We start from the raw sequence: 21,757 nt of genomic DNA, 5'->3' as shown, positions 1-21,757 counted from the left end.
CCTTCTCGATCGGGGCCGCGGCAGACTCGACCCCTGCGACCTCTGCTATAATTCATCTGAGAGCGCCGCAAGCCGAATGACACAGTATTGCGTGGCTGTTAGAGTAGGCGGATGCAACATGCCCGTGCCGCTCGGCGGTCCGCCCTTCTCGCGCTTATCCTGTTATCGGCCTGCGCGGCATCAGAACCCCCTTCCAACAATGCGACCGGTTCGATATCGAATGGGGTCATCGGCAATTACCTCGCCGGCCGCTACGCTCTGTCGGAAGGCGATTCGCAGACCGCGGCGGACGATATGCTGAAGGCGCTGGCGGAAAACCCCGGCGATCAGGAACTGACGTTGCAGGCCTTCGTCGCCAGCCTGGATGCCGGCCGGCCGGAAGCCGTGAAGCTGGCGCGGCAGTTGCCGCAAAGTCAGGTGGCCCAGCTTGTCCTGGCGGATGTCGATATCAAGGCGGGCCATTGGCAGGCGGCGGAGCAGCGCCTGCACGACATGCCGCATGAGGGGCTGACGCAGTTGCTGCAGCCGCTGCTGATTGCCTGGGCGCAGCAGGGCGATGGGGCGACGGATGCCGCGTTGTCCACATTGCGGCCCTACGTCGAGGACCCGCGGTTCCGCACCATTTTCGCCCTGCATGCGGCGATGATTGCCGACCTGGGCGGCCACGCGGACGCCGCCGCCAGGCTGTATCGGGCAACCGAGGTCAATCTGTCGGCACCGAATCTCCGTATGTCGCAGATCCTGGCAAGTTGGGCGTCTCGCACCAAGCAGCCGGGGGAGGCGCAGCGTATCCTGGCTGCCCTGCCGACGGTCGCGCCGGACCTGTCGATCGTCATGCCGGCGCTGATGGCCACCGTCACCGAACGGCCGGTGGCAAACGCGACCGACGGCATCGCCGAGGCCTATTTCACCTTCGCCTCGCTGCTGCAGGCGCAGGACGCCAATGACTTCTCGCTGGTGATGTTGCGGCTGGCGCTGGATATGCGGCCGGATTTCGCCGCCGCCCGCCTGCTGGCCGCCGATATCCTGGATAACCAGCATCACCCGCAAATGGCTTTGAACATGCTGAACCAGGTGCCGGCGACCGATCCGTTGAGCGCCGCGGTGCGGTTGCGCCGGGTGGCGGTGATGGATCGCCTGGGACACGCGGACCAGGCGACGCACGAGTTGGAACGCATGGCGCAGGATTATCCCGACAGTCCGCTGCCGGATGAGCAGAGAGGCGATCTTCTGCGACTCAAGTCGAGATTCCCCGACGCGGTGCAGGCGTATGACCGGGCGATCGCGCGCGTTTCGCATCAGAATGCCGCGGACTGGATCCTGTTCTACGACCGCGGTGTCGCCGAGGAACGTGCCCACGCCTGGCCGAAGGCCGAGGCTGATTTTCATCACGCGCTGGAACTGTCGCCGGATCAGCCGTTCGTATTGAATTACCTCGGCTATTCCTGGGCCGACATGGGCCGTCATCTGTCGGAGGCTCGGCAGATGATCGAGCGTGCGGCACAGCGGCGGCCCAATGACGGGGCGATCACCGACAGCCTGGGGTGGGTGATGTTCCGCCAGGGCGACGCCAAGGACGCGGTGACGACGCTGGAACACGCGGTCGAGCTGGAGCCGGAGGATTCGACGATCAACGGGCACCTCGGGGACGCTTATTGGGCGGCGGGGCGCAAGATCGAGGCGCAGTATCAATGGCGGCGGGCGCTGACGCTGAACCCCGATCCGGATGACGCCGCGAAATTGGAGGCCAAGCTGAATACCGGGCGTTCCGGCGCGGTTCTCAGCGGGCAATAGCCGGTTGGCCGGTTTCTTTCGTGGCTGACCGCGTGAACGCTGAATACGCCCCGGCGAAGATCAACCTGCATCTGCATGTCGTCGGGCGTCGCCCGGACGGGTATCACCTGCTGGACAGCCTGGTTGTGTTCGCCGGGATCGGCGATCGGTTGACCGTATCTCCGTCCGACCGGTTGACCTTGTCGGTGACCGGACCCTTCGCGGCTGGACTGGCGGCGGAGGCCGACAACATGGTTTTGCGGGCGGCACGCGCCCTCGCGGCTCGGGCCGGCGTGCAGGCCACCGGCGCCTTGGTGCTGGAGAAGAATTTGCCGGTGGCGTCCGGCATCGGAGGCGGATCGGCGGACGCGGCGGCGGCGTTGCGGCTGCTGTGTCGGTTCTGGGGACTGGATCCGGACATGCCTGGGCAGGTGGCCGCCGGCCTGGGGGCTGATGTGCCGGTCTGTGTGGCCGGTATGCCGGCTGTGATGTCGGGAATCGGTGAAATCCTGATGCCGGCGCCGGCGTTGCCGGATGTGGGAATCGTGCTGGTCAATCCGGGTGTCGCGGTTGCGACACCGGCGGTGTTTCGCGCCCGCACCGGCGGGTTCTCCGATCCGGCGCGGTTCTCCGATCGCGGATGGCGGGATGCCGGGTCGCTCGCCGCGGCACTGCTGGCCACCCGCAACGACCTTGAACCGCCGGCGCGGCTGCTGACGCCGGTCATCGGCGATGCACTGGACGCGCTGGCGGCAACCCCCGGCTGTCTGCTGACCCGCATGAGCGGATCGGGGGCGACCTGCTTCGGCTTGTTCGCGACGCCGGAGGCCGCGGAGACGGCCGCCGGGACGATCATCCGTGACGGATGGTGGGTCTGGGGCGGACAGCTTTTCGCCGGATAGCGGTTCCGGCTTTACGCGGACGGCTGGGCACCCTATCACGTCGCCGCATTGGGGCGTCGCCAAGCGGTAAGGCAACGGATTTTGATTCCGTCATACGGAGGTTCGATCCCTCCCGCCCCAGCCAACCATGTCACGGCAGCGGCCGCCTGGACGATCAGCTCTTTGGCGCGGCGCCCGGCGGTGCCACGGTCACGGCGACACGGATGGTGGCGTCACCCGGGAGCAGCTTGACCTCGAACGTATCATGGCCGGCGAAGCCGCGGTCCGGCGTGTAGTCGATCCGGGTGTTGTCACCGACCTCATGGATCAGCACGTCGCCATGGGCCGCGCGTGTCTCCAGCAATCCGGCGCCGAACGGCTTGGGGCCGTCCTGGTGCACGGGAATGCCGCACCAGCCGCCATCGTTGACCGTTTTCATCGCCACGTCGGACCTGGCGCCCGGGGCGGGGTTCACATTTGGCACATCGCAGACTTTCGCGCCCCCCGCGAGGTCGGCGGCATAGACGCGCAGCGTCGATCCGGCCGGGCCCGATCCAGGTTGGGAGCAGCCAGCCAGCGCGAGGCCGGTCATGAGAAGGGCGGCTTCCGCCACGCGCCGAATGGTGCCGGCGCGGGTGGCTACCTGGACATCGGTCATATTGTCTGAGCCTCTACCTACTAACGATTTCAGGCCGAATCGCCCACGATCGAGTCGTGCCAACGATCCGGCGGGGTCGCACATAGACCGCTTAGGCCGGCCATTGGAAGCCGGATTCCCGAACTGTGATGGGTCGGCGGGATGTCAGGTCGCAGCCGTCGTCCCCGGGACGGTCAATTTGTTGTCAGGCGACGACATGCCGGAGGAGCGGCAGGAACCTGCATCCCACGATACACCGCGGCTTCACGGCCGATCGCCGCCGAATGTGTGCCACCGCTTGTCCCATAGTGGCCGGGATGCTTAATGGCGACCCCGCCGTTCCGGCTGAACCGGGACGAAAACGCCACGCCGCCGCAGGACTGCAATGACGACGATGACCCGCACCAAGCCGAGCTTCCAGGACCTTATTTTGCGGCTGCATGGCTTCTGGGCTCGGCAGGGTTGCGTGATCCTGCAACCGTATGACGTCGAGATGGGCGCCGGCACCTTCCATCCGGCGACGACGTTGCGGGCGTTGGGGCCTAAGCCGTGGCGGGCCGCCTATGTGCAGCCCAGCCGTCGCCCGACGGACGGTCGTTACGGCGAGAACCCCAACCGGCTGCAGCACTACTACCAGTACCAGGTCATCATGAAGCCCAGCCCGGCCGATGCGCAGGACCTGCTGCTGGCGTCATACCGGGAAATCGGCCTCGACCCGCTGCGGCACGACTTCCGCTTCGTGGAGGACGACTGGGAAAGCCCGACCCTCGGCGCCTGGGGCCTGGGGTGGGAGGTCTGGTGTGACGGCATGGAGGTCGGCCAGTTCACCTATTTCCAGCAGGTCGGCGGCATTCCCGTCACCTACCCGAGCTTCGAGATGACCTACGGCCTGGAACGCCTGACAATGTACGTCCAGGACAAGGACAACGTTTTCGACATTGACTTCAACGGGGCAGGGGTGACGTACGGCGACGTCTTCCTGCGCGCCGAACGCGAATACAGCGCGCACAACTTCGAATTCGCCGACACCGCCATGCTGTCCCGCCACTTCGCCGACGCCGAGGGCGAATGCGCCGCCCTTCTGGACCGCAAGTTGGCCCTGCCGGCCTACGACCAATGCATCAAGGCGAGCCATTTGTTCAACTTGCTGGATGCGCGCGGAGTCATCAGCGTAACGGAGCGGGCCAGCTACATCGGCCGGGTGCGGACACTGGCGAAAGGCTGCTGCGAGGCGTGGGTGGCTGGAGAGGCGGGGTGATAGATTCTCATCGTGGGTGGCATCCGGCACGTTTTTCTACCATATTGTCCCGTGTATCTACCTTGAGGTGGACATGGGCACGCAACTGAACATCAAGAGCGAGGACGCTTACCGCCTGGCCTCCCGTCTGTCGGAATTGACGGGCGAGAGCCTGACGGCGGTCGTGACCAAGGCGCTGCGAACCGAACTCGACCGCGAGCAGCGGTTACGCGACAAGGCTGCCCTGCGGGACAAACTATGGGCGATCGCCGGCGAGATAAAAGCCAACATGCCGGATGATGTGACGTCCGACCATGGTTGGCTCTATGACGACGAGACGGGCCTGCCGAAATGATTGTTGATTCGTCCGCCGTGCTTGCGATCGTTCTGCGGGAGCCTGATGGACGCCGCTATCTCGACGCCGTGCTGGATGCCGCGCCGCGCCGGATGTCCGTCTCGAACTGGCTTGAGGCAACGATGGTCGTGGACCGCCGGGGGAACGACCTGGCCGTAACCTGGTTCGAGGATTTCATGCAGAATGCGGAGATCGAGTTGATGCCCGTTTCGATCTCCCAGGCAGCGATCGCTCGGCGCGCCTGGCGCGTGTTCGGGCGCGGCAGTCATCCCGCACGGCTGAATTATGGCGATTGCTTTGCCTATGCCCTCGCCAAGGAAACGCGGGAACCCCTGCTGTTCAAGGGTGACGATTTTGCCCAGACCGATATCGAGCCGGCACTGAAAGACTGAACATGCCCGAATTTTTCCTGGAACTGTTCAGCGAGGAAATCCCCGCCCGCATGCAGCGTGGCGCGGCGGCCGAACTTGAACGTGCGATCGGGGCAGCGCTTGCGGCGGTTGCGCCGGGGAACATCGCGACGTGGTTTGGCCCTCGCCGCATCGCTTGGCGTGCTGATGTTTCCGCCGAGGTTGCAGCCGCCAGTTCCACCGAACGTGGACCTCGGGCCAGTGCGCCGGAGCAGGCGTTGACCGGCTTCCTGCGCAAGCACAACGCCAACCGCGAGCAGTTGCGCCAGGAAGGCGACTACTGGGTGCTGGAGAAGAGCGCCGCCGCCGTTTCCGCCGGCGCGTTGATCGCCAGCGTGATGCCGGGCCTGCTGCGGCGCTTCCCGTGGCCGAAATCCATGCGCTGGGGTGGGTCCAGCGGCTTCGTCTGGGTGCGGCCGCTGCGCCGGATCGTGTGCCTGCTGGACGGCGCGGTCGTGCCGTTCGATCTGCGCGACGGGTCCGACGATGGCCACGGCTTGGCCAGTGGCGACCTGACCGAGGGCCACCGCTTCCACGCCCCCGGTGCCTTCGCCGTGTCCTCCGCCGCCGATTGGCGGGACAAGCTGGCGGCGCACCGCGTGCTGGTCGATGCCGTCGATCGCAAGCGCATCATCGCAGACCGCATCGCCGGCCTCGCCGCCGAAAAGCACCTGGCGGTGGTGGACGATCCCGGCCTGCTGGATGAGGTCGCCGGCCTGGTCGAGTGGCCGGTGCCGCATCTCGGCCGCATCGCCGACGAACACATGGATCTGCCGCCGGAGGTGATGCAGGTCTCCATGCGGGTCAACCAGCGCTACTTCGCGCTGCGGACGGCGGAGGGTGCCGCCGCGCCGTGGTTCGCGTTCGTCGCCAATGTCGAGGCGGATGACCACGGGACCGCGATTATCGCCGGTAACGAACGTGTCTTGCGCGCTCGGTTCTCGGATGCGCGGCACTTCTGGGATTTGGACCGGAAGACGCGGCTGGAAACGCGGATTCCGGCGCTGGACAAGGTGACGTTCCAGGCGAAGCTGGGCACTCAGGGAGACCGCGTCCGGCGATTGGTCCAATTGGCGGCGACGATCGCCGAACAAGTGGGTGCCGATCCTGCGCAGGCCGCCCTAGCCGCGGAACTCGCGAAAGCCGATCTGGTCAGCGGCATGGTGGGCGAGTTCCCCGAACTGCAAGGCGTCATGGGTCGCTATTACGCGTTGCACGATGGCGAAATCCCAGCCGTGGCTGATGCCGTTCGCGATCACTACGCGCCGCGCGGCCCGACCGAACCAGCCCCGTCCGCCCCGGTCTCGATTGCCGTTGCCCTGGCGGACAAGCTAGACCAGTTGGCCGGTTTTTTCGCGATCGGCGAGAAGCCGACCGGCTCCGGCGATCCCTATGCGCTTCGGCGTGCGGCCTTGGGGGTGATCCGAATCATCCGCGAGAATGGGCTGCGAGTGCATACGCGCCGGCTGTTGACGGCCGCCGCAAGCGATCCGGCAACTGTGCAGGCAGTATTCGAATTCATCGTCGAACGTCTGGTCGTCCAGCTTCGTGCCGATGGCGCGCGCTACGACGTATTGAACGCGGTGTTCGGCGCCAAAGGCCTGGACCAGGACCGGGACGACGACTTGGTCGCTCTGCTGGCGCGAACGGAAGCTGTTGCCAGCCTGTTGGGGACGCCGGACGGCGCGAACCTGCTGACCGCGTACCGGCGCGCTGCGAATATCCTGCGGATCGAGGAGCGCAAGGACGGCCCATTCACGGATGTTCCCGACCCGGCGCTTTTTCGGGAACAGGCCGAAATCGACCTGGATCGAGCCTTGGCCAACTGCCACGGCGTGGCCGGGCTGCTGAACTACGAAGCCTACGGTCCGGCCATGGGCACGATGGCCAGCCTCCGCGCGCCGCTGGATGCGTTCTTCGAAAAAGTAACCGTGAACGCGCCGGAACCTGATTTACGCCGCAATCGTTTGCGTTTGCTGAACCAAGTCCGATCTATCATGGACCAGATCGCTGATTTCTCCCGTATCGAAGGCTAGATGAGGGTCCGCATGACCAAGTGGGTTTACAGCTTCGGCGCCGGCAACAACGAAGGCCGAGCGGATATGCGCAACCTGCTGGGGGGGAAGGGCGCCAACCTGGCCGAGATGTCGTCGATCGGCCTGCCCGTCCCGCCGGGCTTCACCATTACCGCCGAAGTCACCGCGGCGTTCTACGAAAACGACCACAAATATCCGGACGATCTCAAGGGTCAGGTCGATGCCGCGTTGGCCCAGGTGGAGAAAGCCGTCGGCCTGAATTTCGGCGATAGCGCCCACCCGCTGCTGGTCTCCGTCCGCTCCGGTGCGCGTGTCTCCATGCCGGGCATGATGGATACCGTCCTGAACCTTGGCCTCAACGACACCACCGTGGAGGGGCTTGCCAAGGCCGCCAACGATCCCCGCTTTGCCTGGGACTCCTACCGCCGCTTCATCCAGATGTACGGATCGGTCGTCCTCGGCGTCGACCACCACCGGTTCGAGGAGATCATCGAGCACGCCAAGCTCGACGCCGGCGTGATCGAGGATACCGCGCTGACCGCCGATCAGTGGCGCGAGGTGGTGGAGGGCTACAAGGACCTTGTTGAGCAGGAGACCGGCAAGCCATTTCCGCAGGACCCGCACGAGCAGTTGTGGGGTGCCATTGGCGCGGTGTTCGGGTCGTGGATGAACGCGCGGGCGGTCACCTATCGCCGCCTGCACGACATCCCCGCCGATTGGGGCACCGCCGTGAACGTCCAGGCCATGGTGTTCGGCAACATGGGCAACGACTGCGCCACCGGCGTCTGCTTTACCCGCGATCCGTCCACCGGCGAGAACATGTTCTACGGCGAGTACCTCGTGAACGCGCAGGGTGAGGACGTTGTCGCCGGCATCCGCACGCCGCAGCCGCTGTCCGCGTCGGTGGCCAAATCCGGGGAAATTCCGCTCGAAAAGGCGATGCCCGCGGCTTATGCCGAGCTGATGGAAGTGCGCTCGACGCTTGAGAAGCACTACAAGGATATGCAGGACATCGAGTTCACCGTGCAGCAGAACAAGCTGTACATGCTGCAAACCCGCAACGGCAAGCGCACCGTGGCGGCGTCCCTGCGGATGGCGGTCGAGATGGCTCGCGAAGGCCTGATCGACGAAGCCGAGGCGGTGATGCGGGTCAATCCGTCCTCACTGGACCAGTTGCTGCATCCGATGTTGGACCCGACGGCGTCGCGGACGATCCTGGGCAAGGGATTGCCGGCCAGCCCGGGTGCTGCCTCCGGCATCGTGGTGTTCAGCGCCGATGAGGCCGAATCGCGCGCCGCTAAGGGTGAGGCTGTCATCCTGTGCCGTGTCGAAACCAGCCCGGAAGACATTCACGGCATGCACGCCGCGAAGGGCATCCTGACCACCCGCGGCGGCATGACCAGCCACGCCGCGGTGGTCGCTCGGGGCATGGGCCGCCCTTGCGTCGCCGGCGCGGGCGGCATCAGCGTCGACTACAACAACCAGATGCTGTCGGCCGGCGGCAAGCAGGTCCGAGCCGGCGAAATCGTCACGCTGGACGGCGCGACGGGCGAGGTCTTCGTCGGCTCCGTCGCGATGATCGAGCCGGCGGTGTCCGGCGATTTCGGCACCCTGATGGAATGGGCCGACAAGCATCGCCGCATGGGCGTCCGCGCCAACGCCGAAACCCCTTTGGATGCCGAAACCGCTCGCAAATTCGGCGCCGAGGGCATCGGGCTTTGCCGCACCGAACATATGTTCTTCGATCCCGAACGCATCCTGGCCGTTCGCCAGATGATCATCTCCAACACCGAGTCCGGCCGGCGCGCCGCCCTGGCCCGCCTGCTGCCCTTCCAGCGGGAGGATTTCCGGCAGATTTTCACCATCATGGCCGGGTTGCCGGTGACGATCCGGCTGTTGGACCCGCCGTTGCATGAGTTCCTGCCGCACCACGACCAGGAAATGCAGGAGGTCGCCGACTCGCTGGGCACCGATATCGCAACCATCCGTCTGCGGGCCGAGGAACTGTCCGAGGCCAATCCGATGCTGGGTCATCGCGGCTGCCGGCTGGGGATCGCGTTCCCGGAGATCTACGAAATGCAGGCCCGCGCGATCTTCGAGGGCGCGATCGCCGTCGCCAAGGAAACCGGTAATGCGCCGCATCCGGAGATCATGATTCCTCTGGTGGGGATGAAACGGGAGTTGGAGATCACCCGCGCCCAGGTCGACAAGATCGCGGTGGAGGTCTTCGCCGAAACCGGCACGACCATCGAATACAGCGTCGGCACGATGATCGAACTGCCCCGCGCCGCGCTGCTGGCGGACAAGATCGCCGATTGTGCGGACTTCTTCAGCTTCGGCACGAATGACCTAACCCAGACGGTGTTCGGACTGTCGCGAGATGATGCTGGCAAGTTCCTGCCGCATTATGTGGAGGCGGGGATTTTGGCGAAGGACCCGTTCGTGTCGATCGACGTCGAGGGTGTGGGCGAGATGGTTCGTATCGCGTCCGAGAAGGGCCGGGCGGCGAAGGGCGGGTTGAAGCTAGGGATCTGTGGTGAGCATGGGGGCGATCCGGCGTCGATCGCGTTCTGTGAGCAGGTGGGGCTGGATTACGTGTCGTGCAGCCCGTTCCGCGTGCCGGTGGCGCGCCTGGCGGCGGCGCAGGCAGCTTTGGGGGCGGCGGGGGATCGGACGGCGTAGGGGACACTGGTTTCGGCGCTTCGGCTTTTTGGGAGGCGAGGAAAGGCTGGGATCAGAGTCGTGGTGCCACTCGGTTCCTCGGACCGGACCTATCGTCGAGCCCTTGAGGCTAATTTCCGTTGCGTTGCATACAGATCGTGTGTATGGTGCGCACTGTGAAGAGCCGGGATCTCATCCGCGAGTTGGAAGCCGACGGTTGGGTTTTGGATCGCGTGCGCGGCTTGCATCACGTGTTCAGGCATCCGAAGCGAACCGGTCATATATCCGTGCCGCATCCGAAATCGGACCTTGGCGTTGGGCTCGTCGCGCAGATTCGCAAGGATGCCGTTCGGACCCGCAAGAACGAGCCAGAAGTGAAGTAGGAGATGGGCATGCGTTATCCTGTCGCGATCGAACCGGCCACGGACACAACCTGTTTCGGTGTCGCGGTGCCGGACCTGCCGGGGTGCTTTTCGGCGGGCGACACTCTGGATGAGGCGATTACAGCCGCCGAGGAATCGGCCGCGGCCTGGATCGATGCGACCCTCGATGCGGGTGATCCGGTTCCGCCGCCATCCAACCTGGACGCGATCCGGCGCAATCCCGACTATACCGGCTGGATTTTCGGTCTTATCTCGGTCGATGCGGCCCTGCTGGACGACACTGTCGAGCGGGTCAACATCACGCTGCCTCGCCGTGTGCTCCGGCGTCTGGATGCTCTGGCACGGTCGGCTGGGGAAACCCGCTCCGGCTATATTGCCCATCAGGTGACGTTGGAGGACCCGCGCCGCAGGTCGGTTGCCTGATACTGTCACGTAGATATGGTTACGTTATCAGATACTGTCTGAGCCTGAGTTTTCCTGACGGGATTGTTTCTTACCCCAACTCATACTCCACTTCAGCCGTATAAACCGAGGCCTCCTTCCCCAACTGCGAGCTGAACAGCGTGAAGTGCTCCACCGGCACCGGGTCTGCGCGGAACAGATTGTGCGCCTGGACGTAGGACACCAGCTTCCCCTCCGGCACGTTGTCCAACCGAGCCAGCGTCACATGCGGCTGGAACCGCCGCCGCTCCGGCTCCAGGCCGCAGCGTTGCAACGCCGTCTCGATTTTGTTCTGCAGATGATCCAGTTGTGGGTTCCGTTCCACCCCCACCCACAACGCCGTGCTGCGCCCGCCCTTGGCGAACGTACCCACCCCGGCCATGGTCAGGGAGAACCCGCGCCCGCGCAGCCCGGCCAGCGCGATGTCGATGTCCTCCGCCCGGTGCCCGGGCGTCTCACCGATGAAGCGCAGCGTCATGTGGTAGTTTTCCGGCGGCACCCAGCGCGCACCCGGCAGCCCGGCGCCGGCCAGGGCCGATAGCCGTTCCCTCAGCATCCACGGCAGATCGAGGGCGACAAACAATCTCATCCTGTCAACCTCTTGCGGGATGTGCTTTCGCCAGCAACTGTTCCACCAGGGGCAGGAGTCGCGCAACCTCTCGCTTCACCCCCTCGGCGTTCGGATGCATGCCATCCGCTTGGATCAGGTCCGGGTGCAGCGCCACCCCGTCCAGAAAAAACGGATCGTACAGCACACCCGACCGCTTCCCCAGCGTGTCGAACACTGTTCGGAATGCCTTCTGGTAGTCCGGCCCCAGGTTCGGCGGCGCATACATCCCAGTCAGCAACACCGGAATGTGCTTGGCCGCCAGTTCGTCCAGAATGGCGGTCAGGTTCGCCTCCATGTCCTTGGGATCGACGCCGCGCAGGCCATCGTTCGCCCCGAGTTCCACGATCGCCGCATCAGCGCCGTCGCCCAGCGTCCAGTCCAGCCGTGCCAGGCCGCCGGCGCTGGTGTCGCCGGAAACCGCCCCGTCGATGATCGAGACGTCGTGCCCCTGCGCCTTCAGCGCCTGCTGCAACTGGACCTCGAACCCCTGGTCGTGCGGCAAGCCGTACCCGGCGGATAGCGAGTCCCCTAGCACCAGCAGCCTCGGGACCCCCGCTGGCACCATGATGCGAGGCGGCGTGCCGAGCGCCGGGGTGGCAACGGCTAACAATATTGCAATGCCGCACCAGCCCTTCCGCCACCATCCCGCGCCACGATATAGACGCCCAATGGATGCCATTCCGCGCTCTCCGCTCGCCGCCGCGCCGCTCGTGCGGATCAGGGACCTGCATTTGACCGTGCCGTCCGCGGCCGGGGCGGTCAACATATTGCGTGGGGTCGATCTCGACATCGGCATGGGGGAAGCCGTCGGCCTCGTCGGTCCGTCCGGTTCGGGGAAGACCAGCCTGCTGATGGTGCTGGCCGGGCTGGAACGCGCCACCTCCGGCAGCGTCTCACTGGACGGGCAGGAGATCACTCGCCTGAACGAGGACGCGCTGGCCAGGCTGCGGCGCGAGCAAGTCGGGATTGTGTTCCAGGCCTTCCACCTGATCCCCACCATGACGGCTCTGGAAAACGTCGCGATCCCGCTGGAACTGGCGGGTGTGCGGAACGCGGATGCTCGGGCCCGCGCCGCGTTGGATGCCGTCGGACTGAGCCACCGCCTGACCCATCTCCCCGGCCAGCTCTCCGGCGGAGAACAACAGCGCACCGCGCTCGCCCGAGCCTTTGCGCCTGAACCGGCATTGCTGCTGGCGGACGAGCCGACCGGGAATTTGGACCACGCGACCGGGCAGGCGGTCATCGACCTGCTGTTCGCGCTGCGTCAGCGGACGGGGACGACGCTGCTGCTGATCACCCACGATCGCGACTTGGCGGCCCGCTGCGACCGGCAGGTGCATTTGTCGGACGGCCGAGTGGACGAACTGGTGGCGGCGTGATCCTCGCCCTGACCATCGCCCGCCGGGAATTGCGCGGCGGGGTCCGGGGCCTGTGGATCGTCCTGCTGTGTCTGGCGCTCGGCGTCGGGGTCATCACGGCGGTCGGCACGTTGCGCGCGGCAGTCGATGCCGGTCTCGCCGCCGACGGCCGGGCGCTGCTTGGCGGCGATCTGGAGATTGATAGCGGCTCCCAGCCTCCGCCGGCGCAACTGCGGGATTGGCTGCGCGACCAGGGGGCCACGACGTCCGCGGTGACGCAGATGCGGTCCATGCTGGTTGCTCCATCGGGTGAGCGGCAATTGATCGAACTGAAGGCGGTGGACGGGAAATGGCCGCTGGTGGATCAGGCCGGCATCCGGCCCGCCCAGTCGCTGGCCGGCGCGCTGGGGTTGCGGGACGGGAAGTACGGGCTGCTGGCAGAGCAGATCGTGCTGGATCGGCTTGGTCTTCATCCCGGCGATACCGCGCGTCTCGGGACAGCCACGTTCCGGGTGGCCGGCGCGCTGACGTACGAACCCGATCAGGTCGGGACCGCGGCCATCCTTGGCCCGAGGGTGCTGATTTCGGCTGATGCGCTGCCATCCACTGGTCTGATCTCACCGGGGGCCATGGTCCGTTATGCGATCCGTCTGACGACCCGCGATCCGGCCGGCATCCAGCGGGCGATCGCCGAAAAATACCCCAACCAGGGGTGGCGCATCCGCGATCCCTCCGACGCGGCGCCGGGGGTGAGCCGTTTCATCGATCAGACAGCGCTGTTTCTGACGTTGGTCGGGCTTACCTCGTTGCTGGTCGGCGGCATCGGCGTCGCCAATGGAGTCCGAGCCTGGCTGGATGCTCGGGCACGCACGATCGCGACCTTGCGGTGCCTGGGCGCGTCGGCGCGTTTGGTGTTCGCCGTGTGCCTGATCCAGGTGCTGGTGCTGTCGGCCGGCGGGATTGCCCTTGGGGTGGTGGCGGGGGCGGCCTTGCCGCTGGCGGGCGCCCGGTTCTTGACCCCGATCCTGCCGGTGCCTCCGGTTCTCGGGGTTTATCCGGGGCCGCTGCTGCTGGCGGCGACCTACGGTCTGCTGATCGCGTTGTGCTTCGCGCTGTGGCCGTTGGGCCGGGCGGCGCGGATTCCGGGCGGTGCGCTGTTCCGTGATGGGCTGGTGCCGGAGGCGACGCGGCCCTCGGCCATGCTGATCGTGGCGAATGCGGCGCTGGCGCTTGCTTTGGTTGGCCTGACCATCGCCACTGCCACCGACCGCTTTTTCGCGCTGTATTTCTGTGTTGGTGCCGCCTTGACGCTGGTGCTGTTCCGGGCCGGTGGGTCCGCGGTGATGGCGCTTGCCCGGTTGGCGCCGGCGTCGCGGTTCCCATCGGTTCGCCTGGGAGTCGGCAATCTGTACCGGCCCGGCGCTCCGACGCCGCTGTTGCTGCTGTCGGCTGGTTTGGGGTTGTCGACGCTGGCGGCCGTGGCGCTGATCCAAGGCAACATGCAGTATCAGATCCAGGCGCAGTTGCCCGCGAACGCCCCCAGCTTCTTTTTCATCGATATCCAGAACGACCAGTTGCCGCGGTTCGAGTCCATCGTTCGTGCGCAACCGGGGGTGACGGAGATGAATCAGGTTCCGTCCCTGCGAGCCCGGATCGTAGCGATCAAGGGCGTGCCGGCGGAACGGGCGGTCACCACGCCGGACACTGCCTGGGCGTTGCGGGGCGATCGGGGCCTGACCTATGCCGCTACGCCGCCCGAGGGGACGCATCTGGTCGCCGGCACATGGTGGCCGGCGGACTATGATGGGCCGACGTTGGTATCCATGGACGTCGGCATGGCGAAGGGCTGGCATGTCGGCATCGGCGACGTCATCCGCGTCAATGTCCTAGGCCGGGACGTCGATCTGAAGATCGCCAATTTGCGCGACATCGCCTGGCGGTCGCTGTCGATCAATTTCTTCATGGTTGCCAGTCCGGGCCTGCTGGCGCATGCGCCGCACACCCATATCGCGACCGTTCGCATCGCCGACGCGGGGCAGGGCGGCCTGCTTCGCGCGGTCACCGACGCTTTGCCCAACGTCACCGGCATCCGTGTTGAGGATGTGCTGTCGGCCGTCGCTGCCTTGCTGGACCAGATCGCCGCCGCGTTGACCGTCACGGGCGCACTGACGCTTCTGGCCGGCACGTTTGTGCTGGTCGGGGCTGTGGCGGCCGGCCAGCGGCGCCGGGTGCGGGAAGCGGTAATTCTACGCACCCTCGGGGCGACACGGGCGCAGATCCGAACCGCTTGGCTGACCGAGTTCGGCCTGTTGGGGTGCGTGGCCGGGGTGATCGCCGCGGCTGTCGGGTCGGCCGCCAGCTATGGGGTGGCGCATTACATTATGCACACGGACTGGATTTTTTTGCCTGTAACACTCATTTACACACTTGCGGGAGCACTCGCACTCATGCTGCTGTTCGGGTATGCTGGTACCGCAGCCGCTCTGCGGGCCAGGCCCGCGCCACTTCTGAGGAACGAGTAGCGCACCTGTTCGGTTCCGCTGACGGATCACATGCCAATCGACCCGGTGGGTCTTATCCCTGGACTGTTACCAGGGGGGCCGATCGGCTATAATCAACGCGGGCTCACGCTCGAAAGGAAACTGAAAACCATGGCTTACAGTCCGCAATTCGGGGCCTATCCCCGGGCATCCGCCGCTACCACGGCTGTCTTCGACGCCGGGCTACGGGCTTACATGCTACGGGTTTACAACTGGATGGCATCCGGCCTGCTGCTGACCGGCGTGGTCGCGTTCGCCATCGCCCATACCAGCCTGCTGGACGCGTTCTACCCGTTGGTGCAGACGCCGTTCGGGTTCGCCCACCGCCCGTCGGTGCTGGCGATGATCGCGATGTTCGCGCCGCTGGGCTTCGTCCTGGTGCTGTCGCTGGGGGTCAACAAGCTGTCCACCTCCGCGGCGCAGGCCCTGTTCTGGGCGTTCTGCGCGGTGATGGGCGCCAGTCTGGTGAACATCTTCCTGATCTACACCAGTGAGTCCATCGTACGGATGTTCTTCATCACTTCGGCTACGTTCGCCGCGACCAGCCTGTATGGCTACACGACGAAGACCGACCTCAGCCGGTTCGCCGGGTTCCTGATCATGGGGCTGTTCGGGATCATCATCGCCAGCCTGGTGAACCTGTTCTTCCACAGCACCGCGATGCAGTTCGCCATCAGCATCATCGGCGTGGTCGTGTTCACCGGCCTGACGGCGTATGACACCCAGCGCATCAAGGGCAGCTACCTGCAGTTCGCCTATGCGGAAGGCACCGACGGCGCGAACAAGCGCAGCGTCTACGACGCGCTGAGCCTGTATCTGAACTTCATCAACCTGTTCATGCTGTTGATGCAGCTTCTGGGCAACCGGAACAACAACTAGAGCGCGATGACCGGAGGCGGAATCGCCGCAGGTCTGAATCACGTGATCGGACAAAGAGTTAGAGCGGGATGGCTGAGCCAAAGCGAGGTCATCCTGCTCAAATACGAATAGCCGTTGACGTGGCAGTCTCGTCATGGACCGGCGACAGTCCGGGCCGTCTGATCCAGCACCTTAAGGTGGCAGATGGTTCGGACCGTCGCCGGGCCATGACGAATCAAGAGGCGGCCTTAACGGCAGTTGGTATAACCCGGACATCGCCTGTCCATTCGTGAAAAGGGCTACCCAGGCGTTGTAATCGCCCGGGCAGCCCTTTTTTCTTTGCGGCAGCTCAAAGCTCCCGCCTTCGCGGGGCCATGCTTGAAGAGGGCGGCGCCTTTCGCCTTACTTCTTTTTCCTGACCACGACCTTCTTGACCGCCGCTCTGCGCTCCGCCACCGCGCTCGTCGGCATCGGCGTGCAGACCGACACGGAAGCCGGGATCAAATCTTTGCCCGCGGCGAAGTTGGCGAGTTCCGATGACGAGTTCAACGCCAGGACCTCATTGAAGATCAGCCCGTTGCGCGGGCAGAAATCGCCGCCCAGGTCGCTGCCCTGGCGTGAGATCGCATTCGCCAGATCGGTCACGAACCGGTCATGCTCCGTCTGCGCCGACCGTCCGTAGCGGTGCTTGAAATAAGCGTCGATCGCCCGTTCGTTGCCTTGCAGGTCGGCCTGATAGCGCCGGATGAAGGCGTTGTACGACTCGTCATCGTGACAGCCCGTCGCCAGCACCATGAGTTCGCTGCGCAGCGCCTGGACCTCAAACGTCGATTGGTCTGCCATGGACGAGCATTGGGGCTGGGCCAGCGCGGACTGGGAGGACAGGATGGTCAGTGCGGCAACAGCGCTTACGAATCGACGCATACGGTACTCCTTTGTGGCGATTGCGCCAGTTGGATAGCGCGAGGCGACGCGCGCCGCCACCGACAAATTGCATTTGCGGGACAGCACGATTATTCCGATGCCGTCTATATTAAGGCGGTAAAAGCGGGTACAAAGAGGGTGGCTTGGCCTGCTGCGAAGGGCTGGATTGAGACTTTAAGCATGATAACGAATGCCCAAACGGCATCCTGGGAGGGATTAACGTGTCCGAGAATTCATCCGCACCAGAAAATTTGACTGGGCGATGGGTCCAGTTGTGGCTGGGCGTCCTTTGCATGGCATTGATCGCCAACCTGCAATATGGCTGGACCCTGTTCGTCGGTCCGATTCATACGGCCCACGGCTGGACCCTGGCGGAAATCCAGTGGGCGTTCAGTATCTTCATCGCCACCGAGACCTGGCTGACCCCCGCCGCCGGCGCCCTGGTCGATCGTCTGGGGCCGCGCACCGGTCCCGGCCTGACCATAGGCGTGGGCGGGCTGATGGTCGGCATCGGCTGGGTGGTCAACGCATATGCCGATTCGCTGTACCTTCTGTATGTGGGTGCCGCCGTGTCGGGCACAGGGGCGGGTGCGATCTATGCCACCTGCGTCGGCAACGCGGTGAAATGGTTTCCGGATCGCCGCGGCCTGGCCGTAGGGCTGACCGCCGGAGGCTTTGGCGCCGGCGCGGCCCTGACCGTCATTCCCATCCGCATGACCATCGGTGCCGCCGGTTACGCCCAGGCGTTCCTGTGGTTCGGCATCGGCCAGGCGGTGGTGTTGCTCATCATTTCCCGCATCCTGCGAGGACCGGAGCGGCCGATCGTGCTGGCGACCAAGGTCAACCCGAGTCTGCAGCAGAGCATCGGCAGTTCCACCAGTGCGCAGATGCTGCGGTCCCCCATCTTCTGGCTGCTGTATGTGATGTTCATCGGCATCTCCGCCAGCGGCCTGATGGTCACGGCGCAGATTGCTCCGATCGCCAAGGATTATGGCATCTCCAACGCGGTGATTTTCCTGGGCGCCAGTACCCTGAGTGTCGCGTTGGTCGTTGACAACGTGCTGAACGGGTCCGCCCGGCCATTTTTTGGCTGGCTGTCCGATCGTATCGGGCGGGAGAAGACGATGGCTCTGGCCTTCACCTTGGGTGCGATCAGCTACTGGCTGCTGGCGGTGGCCGGCCAGACCCCATGGGCCTTCGTGGTCTGTGCCGGCCTGATCTTCTTCACCTGGGGTGAGATTTTCTCGCTGTTCCCCTCCACCTGCACCGACACGTTCGGACCGAAATACGCCACCGCGAATACCAGCCTGCTGTACACCGCCAAGGGCACCTCGGCGTTCCTGGTGCCGCTGGCGAACGTGCTGAAGACCGCGACCGGAAGCTGGGAGGCGGTCTTCCTGGTCGCCGCCGTCACTAACGTGGTGGTCGTCCTGCTGGCGCTGTTCGTGCTGCGGCCGCTGCGGGCGAACCAGCTTCGGCGGGCACGGCTGGCCGCGGCGCCGCAGGGTTAGGGCGCTTTTGCGGCCGCTGGGCATGGAATCCGATGCGCTGGCGACCGAGTTGGCGCACCTGATGATCGCCATCCACGCGGAACCGCGGAAAATGGCCGCGGCGGGGCGGGGTTCCAGTTTTGTGATCGTGTCCGGTTGTGGGCCAACGACCTTGACTCGCGGGGGGGTGATGCGTAGAACCCGCGTCTTCCGCCAGCCCACACCTGGATCAGTGGATCCCGGGTGTGGGTTGGATTCTTAACGTTGTGATCGAAGAACGCATGGCCAATACCGCATCGGCGCGCAAGCGCATCCGACAGACAGTGACCCGCACCGCGCGGAACCAGGCGCGGAAGTCGCGCATGCGCACCTTCGTGAAGAAGGTCGAAACCGCGATCGCCAGCGGCGACAAATCCGCTGCGGCGGTTGCGCTGCGGGATGCTCAGCCGGAGATGCAGCGTGCGTCGGGCAAGGGCGTCATTCACGCCAACACCGTGGCGCGCAAGTTGTCGCGCCTGTCCGCTCGGATCAAGGCGCTACCGGGCGCCTGAGTGCGGGTCGGTCGACCTGGGACGGTTGACCGATTTCTTCTTGGGATGCATGCTTGGCAGTCACGCCAGGGTTGCGCCGTTATTTCACTGATTACTCAGCCTCTTTCTGGAAATGCCAGTCGCCCTTCAAAAGGGCGTGCAGGTGTTGATCGGCTCAGTAACGTGTTATTGTAATGTTATGTCGTTTATTTGGATTTGGCGACTTGATGTTAATTTCCGATTGCCTCGGTCCTGAACTCTAGGACATACTTCACCCGTCAGCCGGACAGCAACGATAGTAAAAATCAAACCTTCCTCAGGGGAGGGTGAAAAACTGCGTTCCGAGCGGACCAAGACAGGGGCAAGGCCCGGCAGTGGTGACACGGTCGGACAGTGTAATCGATCAAGCTGCGGACAGCCAACGCGGGGGGTTCTGGATGGCCACGACTGAGCCTGAGATCGTGGAAATGCCACAACTGGCAGTCCAATGGACGCGGATCAGGGGACGCTTGCAGGCCGAGGTGGGTGAGGTCGAATACCGTACCTGGCTCCGCCAAATGACTATGGTCGGCCTCGATGGCGATGAGGTCACCGTCACATTGCCAACGCGGTTCCTGCGCGACTGGGTGGCCACCCGTTACGGCGACCGGTTGCGCACGATGTGGCAATCGGAAAATCCGTCGATCCGGCGCGTGGAGATCCGCGTCGGTGGTGCTGCGATCCAACCAGCGCCGCTGGCCGAGAGTGTCTCCGCCCCCCGAGAAGTTATGAAAGACATCCTGCGCGAACCCGCCCCGCCTGTGCGTCCGGCGCCGGCCGCCGCCGGTTGGCCGGACGAGCGGACCGAACCGCGCTCCGACCTTGCCGCGCCGCTCGATCCGCGTTTCACGTTCGAAGGCTTCGTCGTCGGCAAACCAAATGAATTCGCCTATGCCTGCGCCCGCCGGGTGGCCGAACATCCATCCAGCCACGGATTCAACCCGCTTTTCCTGTATGGCGGTGTCGGGCTGGGCAAAACCCATCTGATGCACGCGATCGCATGGGAACTGACGGATCGGACCAGCAGCCCGGTCTCGGTCGCCTATATGTCGGCCGAAAAGTTCATGTACCGCTTCATTGCCGCGATCCGCAGCCAATCGACGATGGAGTTCAAGGAAAACCTGCGTAGCGTCGACGTCTTGATGATCGACGACCTACAGTTTCTTATCGGCAAGGATAACACGCAGGAAGAGTTTTTCCATACGTTCAACTACCTGGTCGAGCAGGGGAAGCAGATCGTCGTCTCGGCCGACAAGTCGCCATCCGACCTGAACGGGCTGGAGCACCGGCTGCGCACCCGGCTGGGTTGCGGCATGGTCGCCGACTTGCACTCCACCACCTATGAACTGCGCATTTCGATCCTGGAGGCGAAGGCAGCCCGAGCGGGTGTGGATGTACCGGGGAAGGTGCTGGAATTCCTGGCGCACAAAATCACCTCCAACGTCCGGGAATTGGAAGGCGCGCTGAACCGGCTGGTCGCACACGCGAACCTGTTTGGCCGGCCTGTTACATTGGAAACGACTCACGAAGTACTTCACGATATTCTGAAGGCACATGATCGTCGGGTGACGATTGAAGAAATCCAGAAGAAGGTTGCGGAGCATTACAGTATTCGTCTGACGGACATGTCTTCCGCCAGACGTGCGCGCGCGGTCGCTCGGCCGCGGCAGGTGGCGATGTACCTGGCCAAGCAACTCACCAGCCGCAGCCTGCCGGAAATCGGCCGCAAGTTCGGCAATCGCGATCATACCACGGTAATGCACGCGGTGTCGCGTGTGACCGAATTGATGGAGCGCGACGGGACATTCGCCGAGGACGTCGAACTGCTGCGACGGCTGTTGGAGTCGTAGCAAGGCGAGGGGCGCGCTGCCCCTCGACCCGGCCAAGGGCCGACGGCCCTTGGAACCCTGGACTGGGTGGGTGGTCAGGAGGGGGCAACTCGGTAGTTGCAACCGCCTCGGTCGCCCCCTCCTGATCACCCACCCAATTTAATGGGATCAAAGGGGGCGTCGCCCCCTTTGCGGGTCAAGGGCGGAGCCCTTGCCTTCCCTAAGCTGCCACCAGCAGGTCGTCGGCGGTCGCTGCCTTGATCATGTCGGCGCCTTTTTCGGCAATCATGATGACGGCGGCGTTGGTGTTGCCCGATGGCACAGTCGGCATGATGGACGCGTCCACCACGCGCAGTCCGGCGATACCATGCACGCGCAGGCGATCGTCGACCACGGCCATCGGATCGGGGCCCATCTTGCAGGTGCCGATCACGTGATAGGTGGTTTGGCCGTTCTCGCGGGCGAACTGCAGCCACTCGGCGTCGCTTTGGACTTTGTCGCCGGGGTTCATTTCGTAGGCGCGGTACTTGTCCAGCACGCGGCTGTTGATGATGCTTCGGCCGATTTTCATCCCGTCCACCAGCACCTGCTGATCGATCGGATCGGCCAGGTAGTTCGGCCGGATCGCCGGCGCGGCGTTGGGGTCGTTCGATTTGGCGTGGATGGAGCCTTTTGATTCCGGACGACACTGGTAGGTCGTCAGGGTCATGCCCGGTTCGGTCTCCAGATCGCGCTTTTGCGCATTGCCGTAGCTAGCGTGGGCAA

20 protein-coding genes and 1 tRNA gene are annotated in these 21,757 nt (G+C 64.7%); 16 read left to right on the top strand and 5 right to left on the bottom strand.

Going from position 1 to position 21,757, the window contains the following annotated elements; all coding sequences use genetic code 11:
• The first annotated feature begins 111 nt into the window (after positions 1 to 111).
• From GSQ89_RS33450 to GSQ89_RS33440, 3 genes are all read left to right on the top strand, one after another.
• Positions 112 to 1,794, top strand: coding sequence for a tetratricopeptide repeat protein (locus GSQ89_RS33450; protein ID WP_158932428.1), 1,683 nt, complete (start codon positions 112 to 114; stop codon positions 1,792 to 1,794).
• Positions 1,795 to 1,826: 32 nt separating this feature from the next.
• Positions 1,827 to 2,675 (top strand): 4-(cytidine 5'-diphospho)-2-C-methyl-D-erythritol kinase, encoded by an 849-nt coding sequence (locus GSQ89_RS33445; RefSeq protein ID WP_174254967.1) that lies wholly within the window; start codon positions 1,827 to 1,829, stop codon positions 2,673 to 2,675.
• A gap of 49 nt (positions 2,676 to 2,724) precedes the next feature.
• Positions 2,725 to 2,799: transfer RNA gene (locus tag GSQ89_RS33440), tRNA-Gln, on the top strand.
• Between the two features lie 30 nt (positions 2,800 to 2,829).
• Here the strand turns inward: GSQ89_RS33440 and GSQ89_RS33435 are convergent.
• Positions 2,830 to 3,312 carry a hypothetical protein gene (locus GSQ89_RS33435; protein WP_158932426.1) on the bottom strand — a complete coding sequence of 161 codons (483 nt, stop codon included), beginning with the start codon at positions 3,310 to 3,312 and terminating at the stop codon, positions 2,830 to 2,832.
• 373 nt (positions 3,313 to 3,685) lie between these two features.
• Here GSQ89_RS33435 and GSQ89_RS33430 point away from each other — a divergent pair, with 373 nt between their 5' ends.
• The 7 genes from GSQ89_RS33430 to GSQ89_RS33400 all read left to right on the top strand — a co-directional run bounded on the left by GSQ89_RS33430 (position 3,686) and on the right by GSQ89_RS33400 (position 10,796).
• Positions 3,686 to 4,549 carry a glycine--tRNA ligase subunit alpha gene (locus tag GSQ89_RS33430; RefSeq protein ID WP_158932517.1) on the top strand — a complete coding sequence of 288 codons (864 nt, stop codon included), beginning with the start codon at positions 3,686 to 3,688 and terminating at the stop codon, positions 4,547 to 4,549.
• Between the two features lie 73 nt (positions 4,550 to 4,622).
• Positions 4,623 to 4,883, top strand: a complete 261-nt coding sequence (locus tag GSQ89_RS33425) for a type II toxin-antitoxin system VapB family antitoxin (RefSeq protein WP_158932425.1) — start codon at positions 4,623 to 4,625, stop codon at positions 4,881 to 4,883.
• Positions 4,884 to 4,900: 17 nt separating this feature from the next.
• Positions 4,901 to 5,275, top strand: coding sequence for a type II toxin-antitoxin system VapC family toxin (locus GSQ89_RS33420; protein ID WP_254073483.1), 375 nt, complete (start codon positions 4,901 to 4,903; stop codon positions 5,273 to 5,275).
• A gap of 2 nt (positions 5,276 to 5,277) precedes the next feature.
• A complete protein-coding gene (gene glyS, locus GSQ89_RS33415; protein ID WP_158932423.1) occupies positions 5,278 to 7,329 on the top strand; it encodes a glycine--tRNA ligase subunit beta in 2,052 nt (683 codons plus the stop codon).
• Positions 7,330 to 7,341: 12 nt separating this feature from the next.
• Positions 7,342 to 10,011, top strand: coding sequence for a pyruvate, phosphate dikinase (gene ppdK / locus GSQ89_RS33410; RefSeq protein ID WP_158932422.1), 2,670 nt, complete (start codon positions 7,342 to 7,344; stop codon positions 10,009 to 10,011).
• Between the two features lie 143 nt (positions 10,012 to 10,154).
• Positions 10,155 to 10,373: a type II toxin-antitoxin system HicA family toxin gene (locus tag GSQ89_RS33405; RefSeq protein WP_174254966.1), complete on the top strand. Its 219-nt coding sequence runs from the start codon at positions 10,155 to 10,157 to the stop codon at positions 10,371 to 10,373.
• A 9-nt stretch (positions 10,374 to 10,382) separates the two neighbouring features.
• On the top strand, positions 10,383 to 10,796 hold the full coding sequence (locus GSQ89_RS33400) for a type II toxin-antitoxin system HicB family antitoxin (protein WP_158932421.1): 414 nt from the start codon (positions 10,383 to 10,385) through the stop codon (positions 10,794 to 10,796).
• Between the two features lie 70 nt (positions 10,797 to 10,866).
• Here GSQ89_RS33400 and thpR read toward each other — a convergent pair whose 3' ends face one another.
• On the bottom strand, positions 10,867 to 11,403 hold the full coding sequence (thpR, locus tag GSQ89_RS33395; RefSeq protein ID WP_158932420.1) for an RNA 2',3'-cyclic phosphodiesterase: 537 nt from the start codon (positions 11,401 to 11,403) through the stop codon (positions 10,867 to 10,869).
• 4 nt (positions 11,404 to 11,407) lie between these two features.
• Entirely contained in the window at positions 11,408 to 12,103 is a 696-nt protein-coding gene (locus tag GSQ89_RS33390) for an arylesterase (protein WP_254073482.1), read from the bottom strand.
• Between GSQ89_RS33390 and GSQ89_RS33385 the strand changes: the two genes are divergently transcribed.
• The 3 genes from GSQ89_RS33385 (at position 12,093) to GSQ89_RS33375 (ending at position 16,201) form a co-directional block, all read left to right on the top strand.
• On the top strand, positions 12,093 to 12,803 hold the full coding sequence (locus GSQ89_RS33385) for an ABC transporter ATP-binding protein (RefSeq protein WP_158932419.1): 711 nt from the start codon (positions 12,093 to 12,095) through the stop codon (positions 12,801 to 12,803). The two genes, GSQ89_RS33390 and GSQ89_RS33385, sit on opposite strands and share 11 nt — an antisense overlap.
• Entirely contained in the window at positions 12,800 to 15,304 is a 2,505-nt protein-coding gene (locus GSQ89_RS33380) for an ABC transporter permease (protein ID WP_254073481.1), read from the top strand. The genes GSQ89_RS33385 and GSQ89_RS33380 overlap by 4 nt, the downstream gene beginning before the upstream one ends.
• A gap of 129 nt (positions 15,305 to 15,433) precedes the next feature.
• Complete coding sequence (locus tag GSQ89_RS33375) at positions 15,434 to 16,201, top strand: Bax inhibitor-1/YccA family protein (protein WP_158932418.1); 768 nt, start codon at positions 15,434 to 15,436, stop codon at positions 16,199 to 16,201.
• Between the two features lie 381 nt (positions 16,202 to 16,582).
• On the opposite strand, the gene GSQ89_RS33370 is transcribed toward GSQ89_RS33375, so the two are convergent.
• Positions 16,583 to 17,164 carry a hypothetical protein gene (locus GSQ89_RS33370; RefSeq protein ID WP_158932417.1) on the bottom strand — a complete coding sequence of 194 codons (582 nt, stop codon included), beginning with the start codon at positions 17,162 to 17,164 and terminating at the stop codon, positions 16,583 to 16,585.
• A 161-nt stretch (positions 17,165 to 17,325) separates the two neighbouring features.
• Here GSQ89_RS33370 and oxlT point away from each other — a divergent pair, with 161 nt between their 5' ends.
• The 3 genes from oxlT (at position 17,326) to dnaA (ending at position 21,013) form a co-directional block, all read left to right on the top strand.
• Positions 17,326 to 18,615: an oxalate/formate MFS antiporter gene (gene oxlT, locus GSQ89_RS33365; protein ID WP_256367365.1), complete on the top strand. Its 1,290-nt coding sequence runs from the start codon at positions 17,326 to 17,328 to the stop codon at positions 18,613 to 18,615.
• A 260-nt stretch (positions 18,616 to 18,875) separates the two neighbouring features.
• A complete protein-coding gene (gene rpsT, locus GSQ89_RS33360) occupies positions 18,876 to 19,145 on the top strand; it encodes a 30S ribosomal protein S20 (protein WP_158932415.1) in 270 nt (89 codons plus the stop codon).
• A gap of 416 nt (positions 19,146 to 19,561) precedes the next feature.
• Complete coding sequence (gene dnaA / locus GSQ89_RS33355) at positions 19,562 to 21,013, top strand: chromosomal replication initiator protein DnaA (protein WP_158932414.1); 1,452 nt, start codon at positions 19,562 to 19,564, stop codon at positions 21,011 to 21,013.
• A gap of 199 nt (positions 21,014 to 21,212) precedes the next feature.
• Here dnaA and GSQ89_RS33350 read toward each other — a convergent pair.
• A partial coding sequence (locus tag GSQ89_RS33350) for a GMC family oxidoreductase (RefSeq protein ID WP_254073480.1) occupies positions 21,213 to 21,757 on the bottom strand: 545 nt, incomplete at its 5' end.

Origin of the sequence: Acidisphaera sp. S103, from assembly GCF_009765975.1 — a bacterium.
Taxonomy (GTDB): domain Bacteria; phylum Pseudomonadota; class Alphaproteobacteria; order Acetobacterales; family Acetobacteraceae; genus Rhodopila.
Note: the sequence above shows the minus strand (reverse complement) of the source record. Positions and strands in the feature narration are given on the sequence as shown.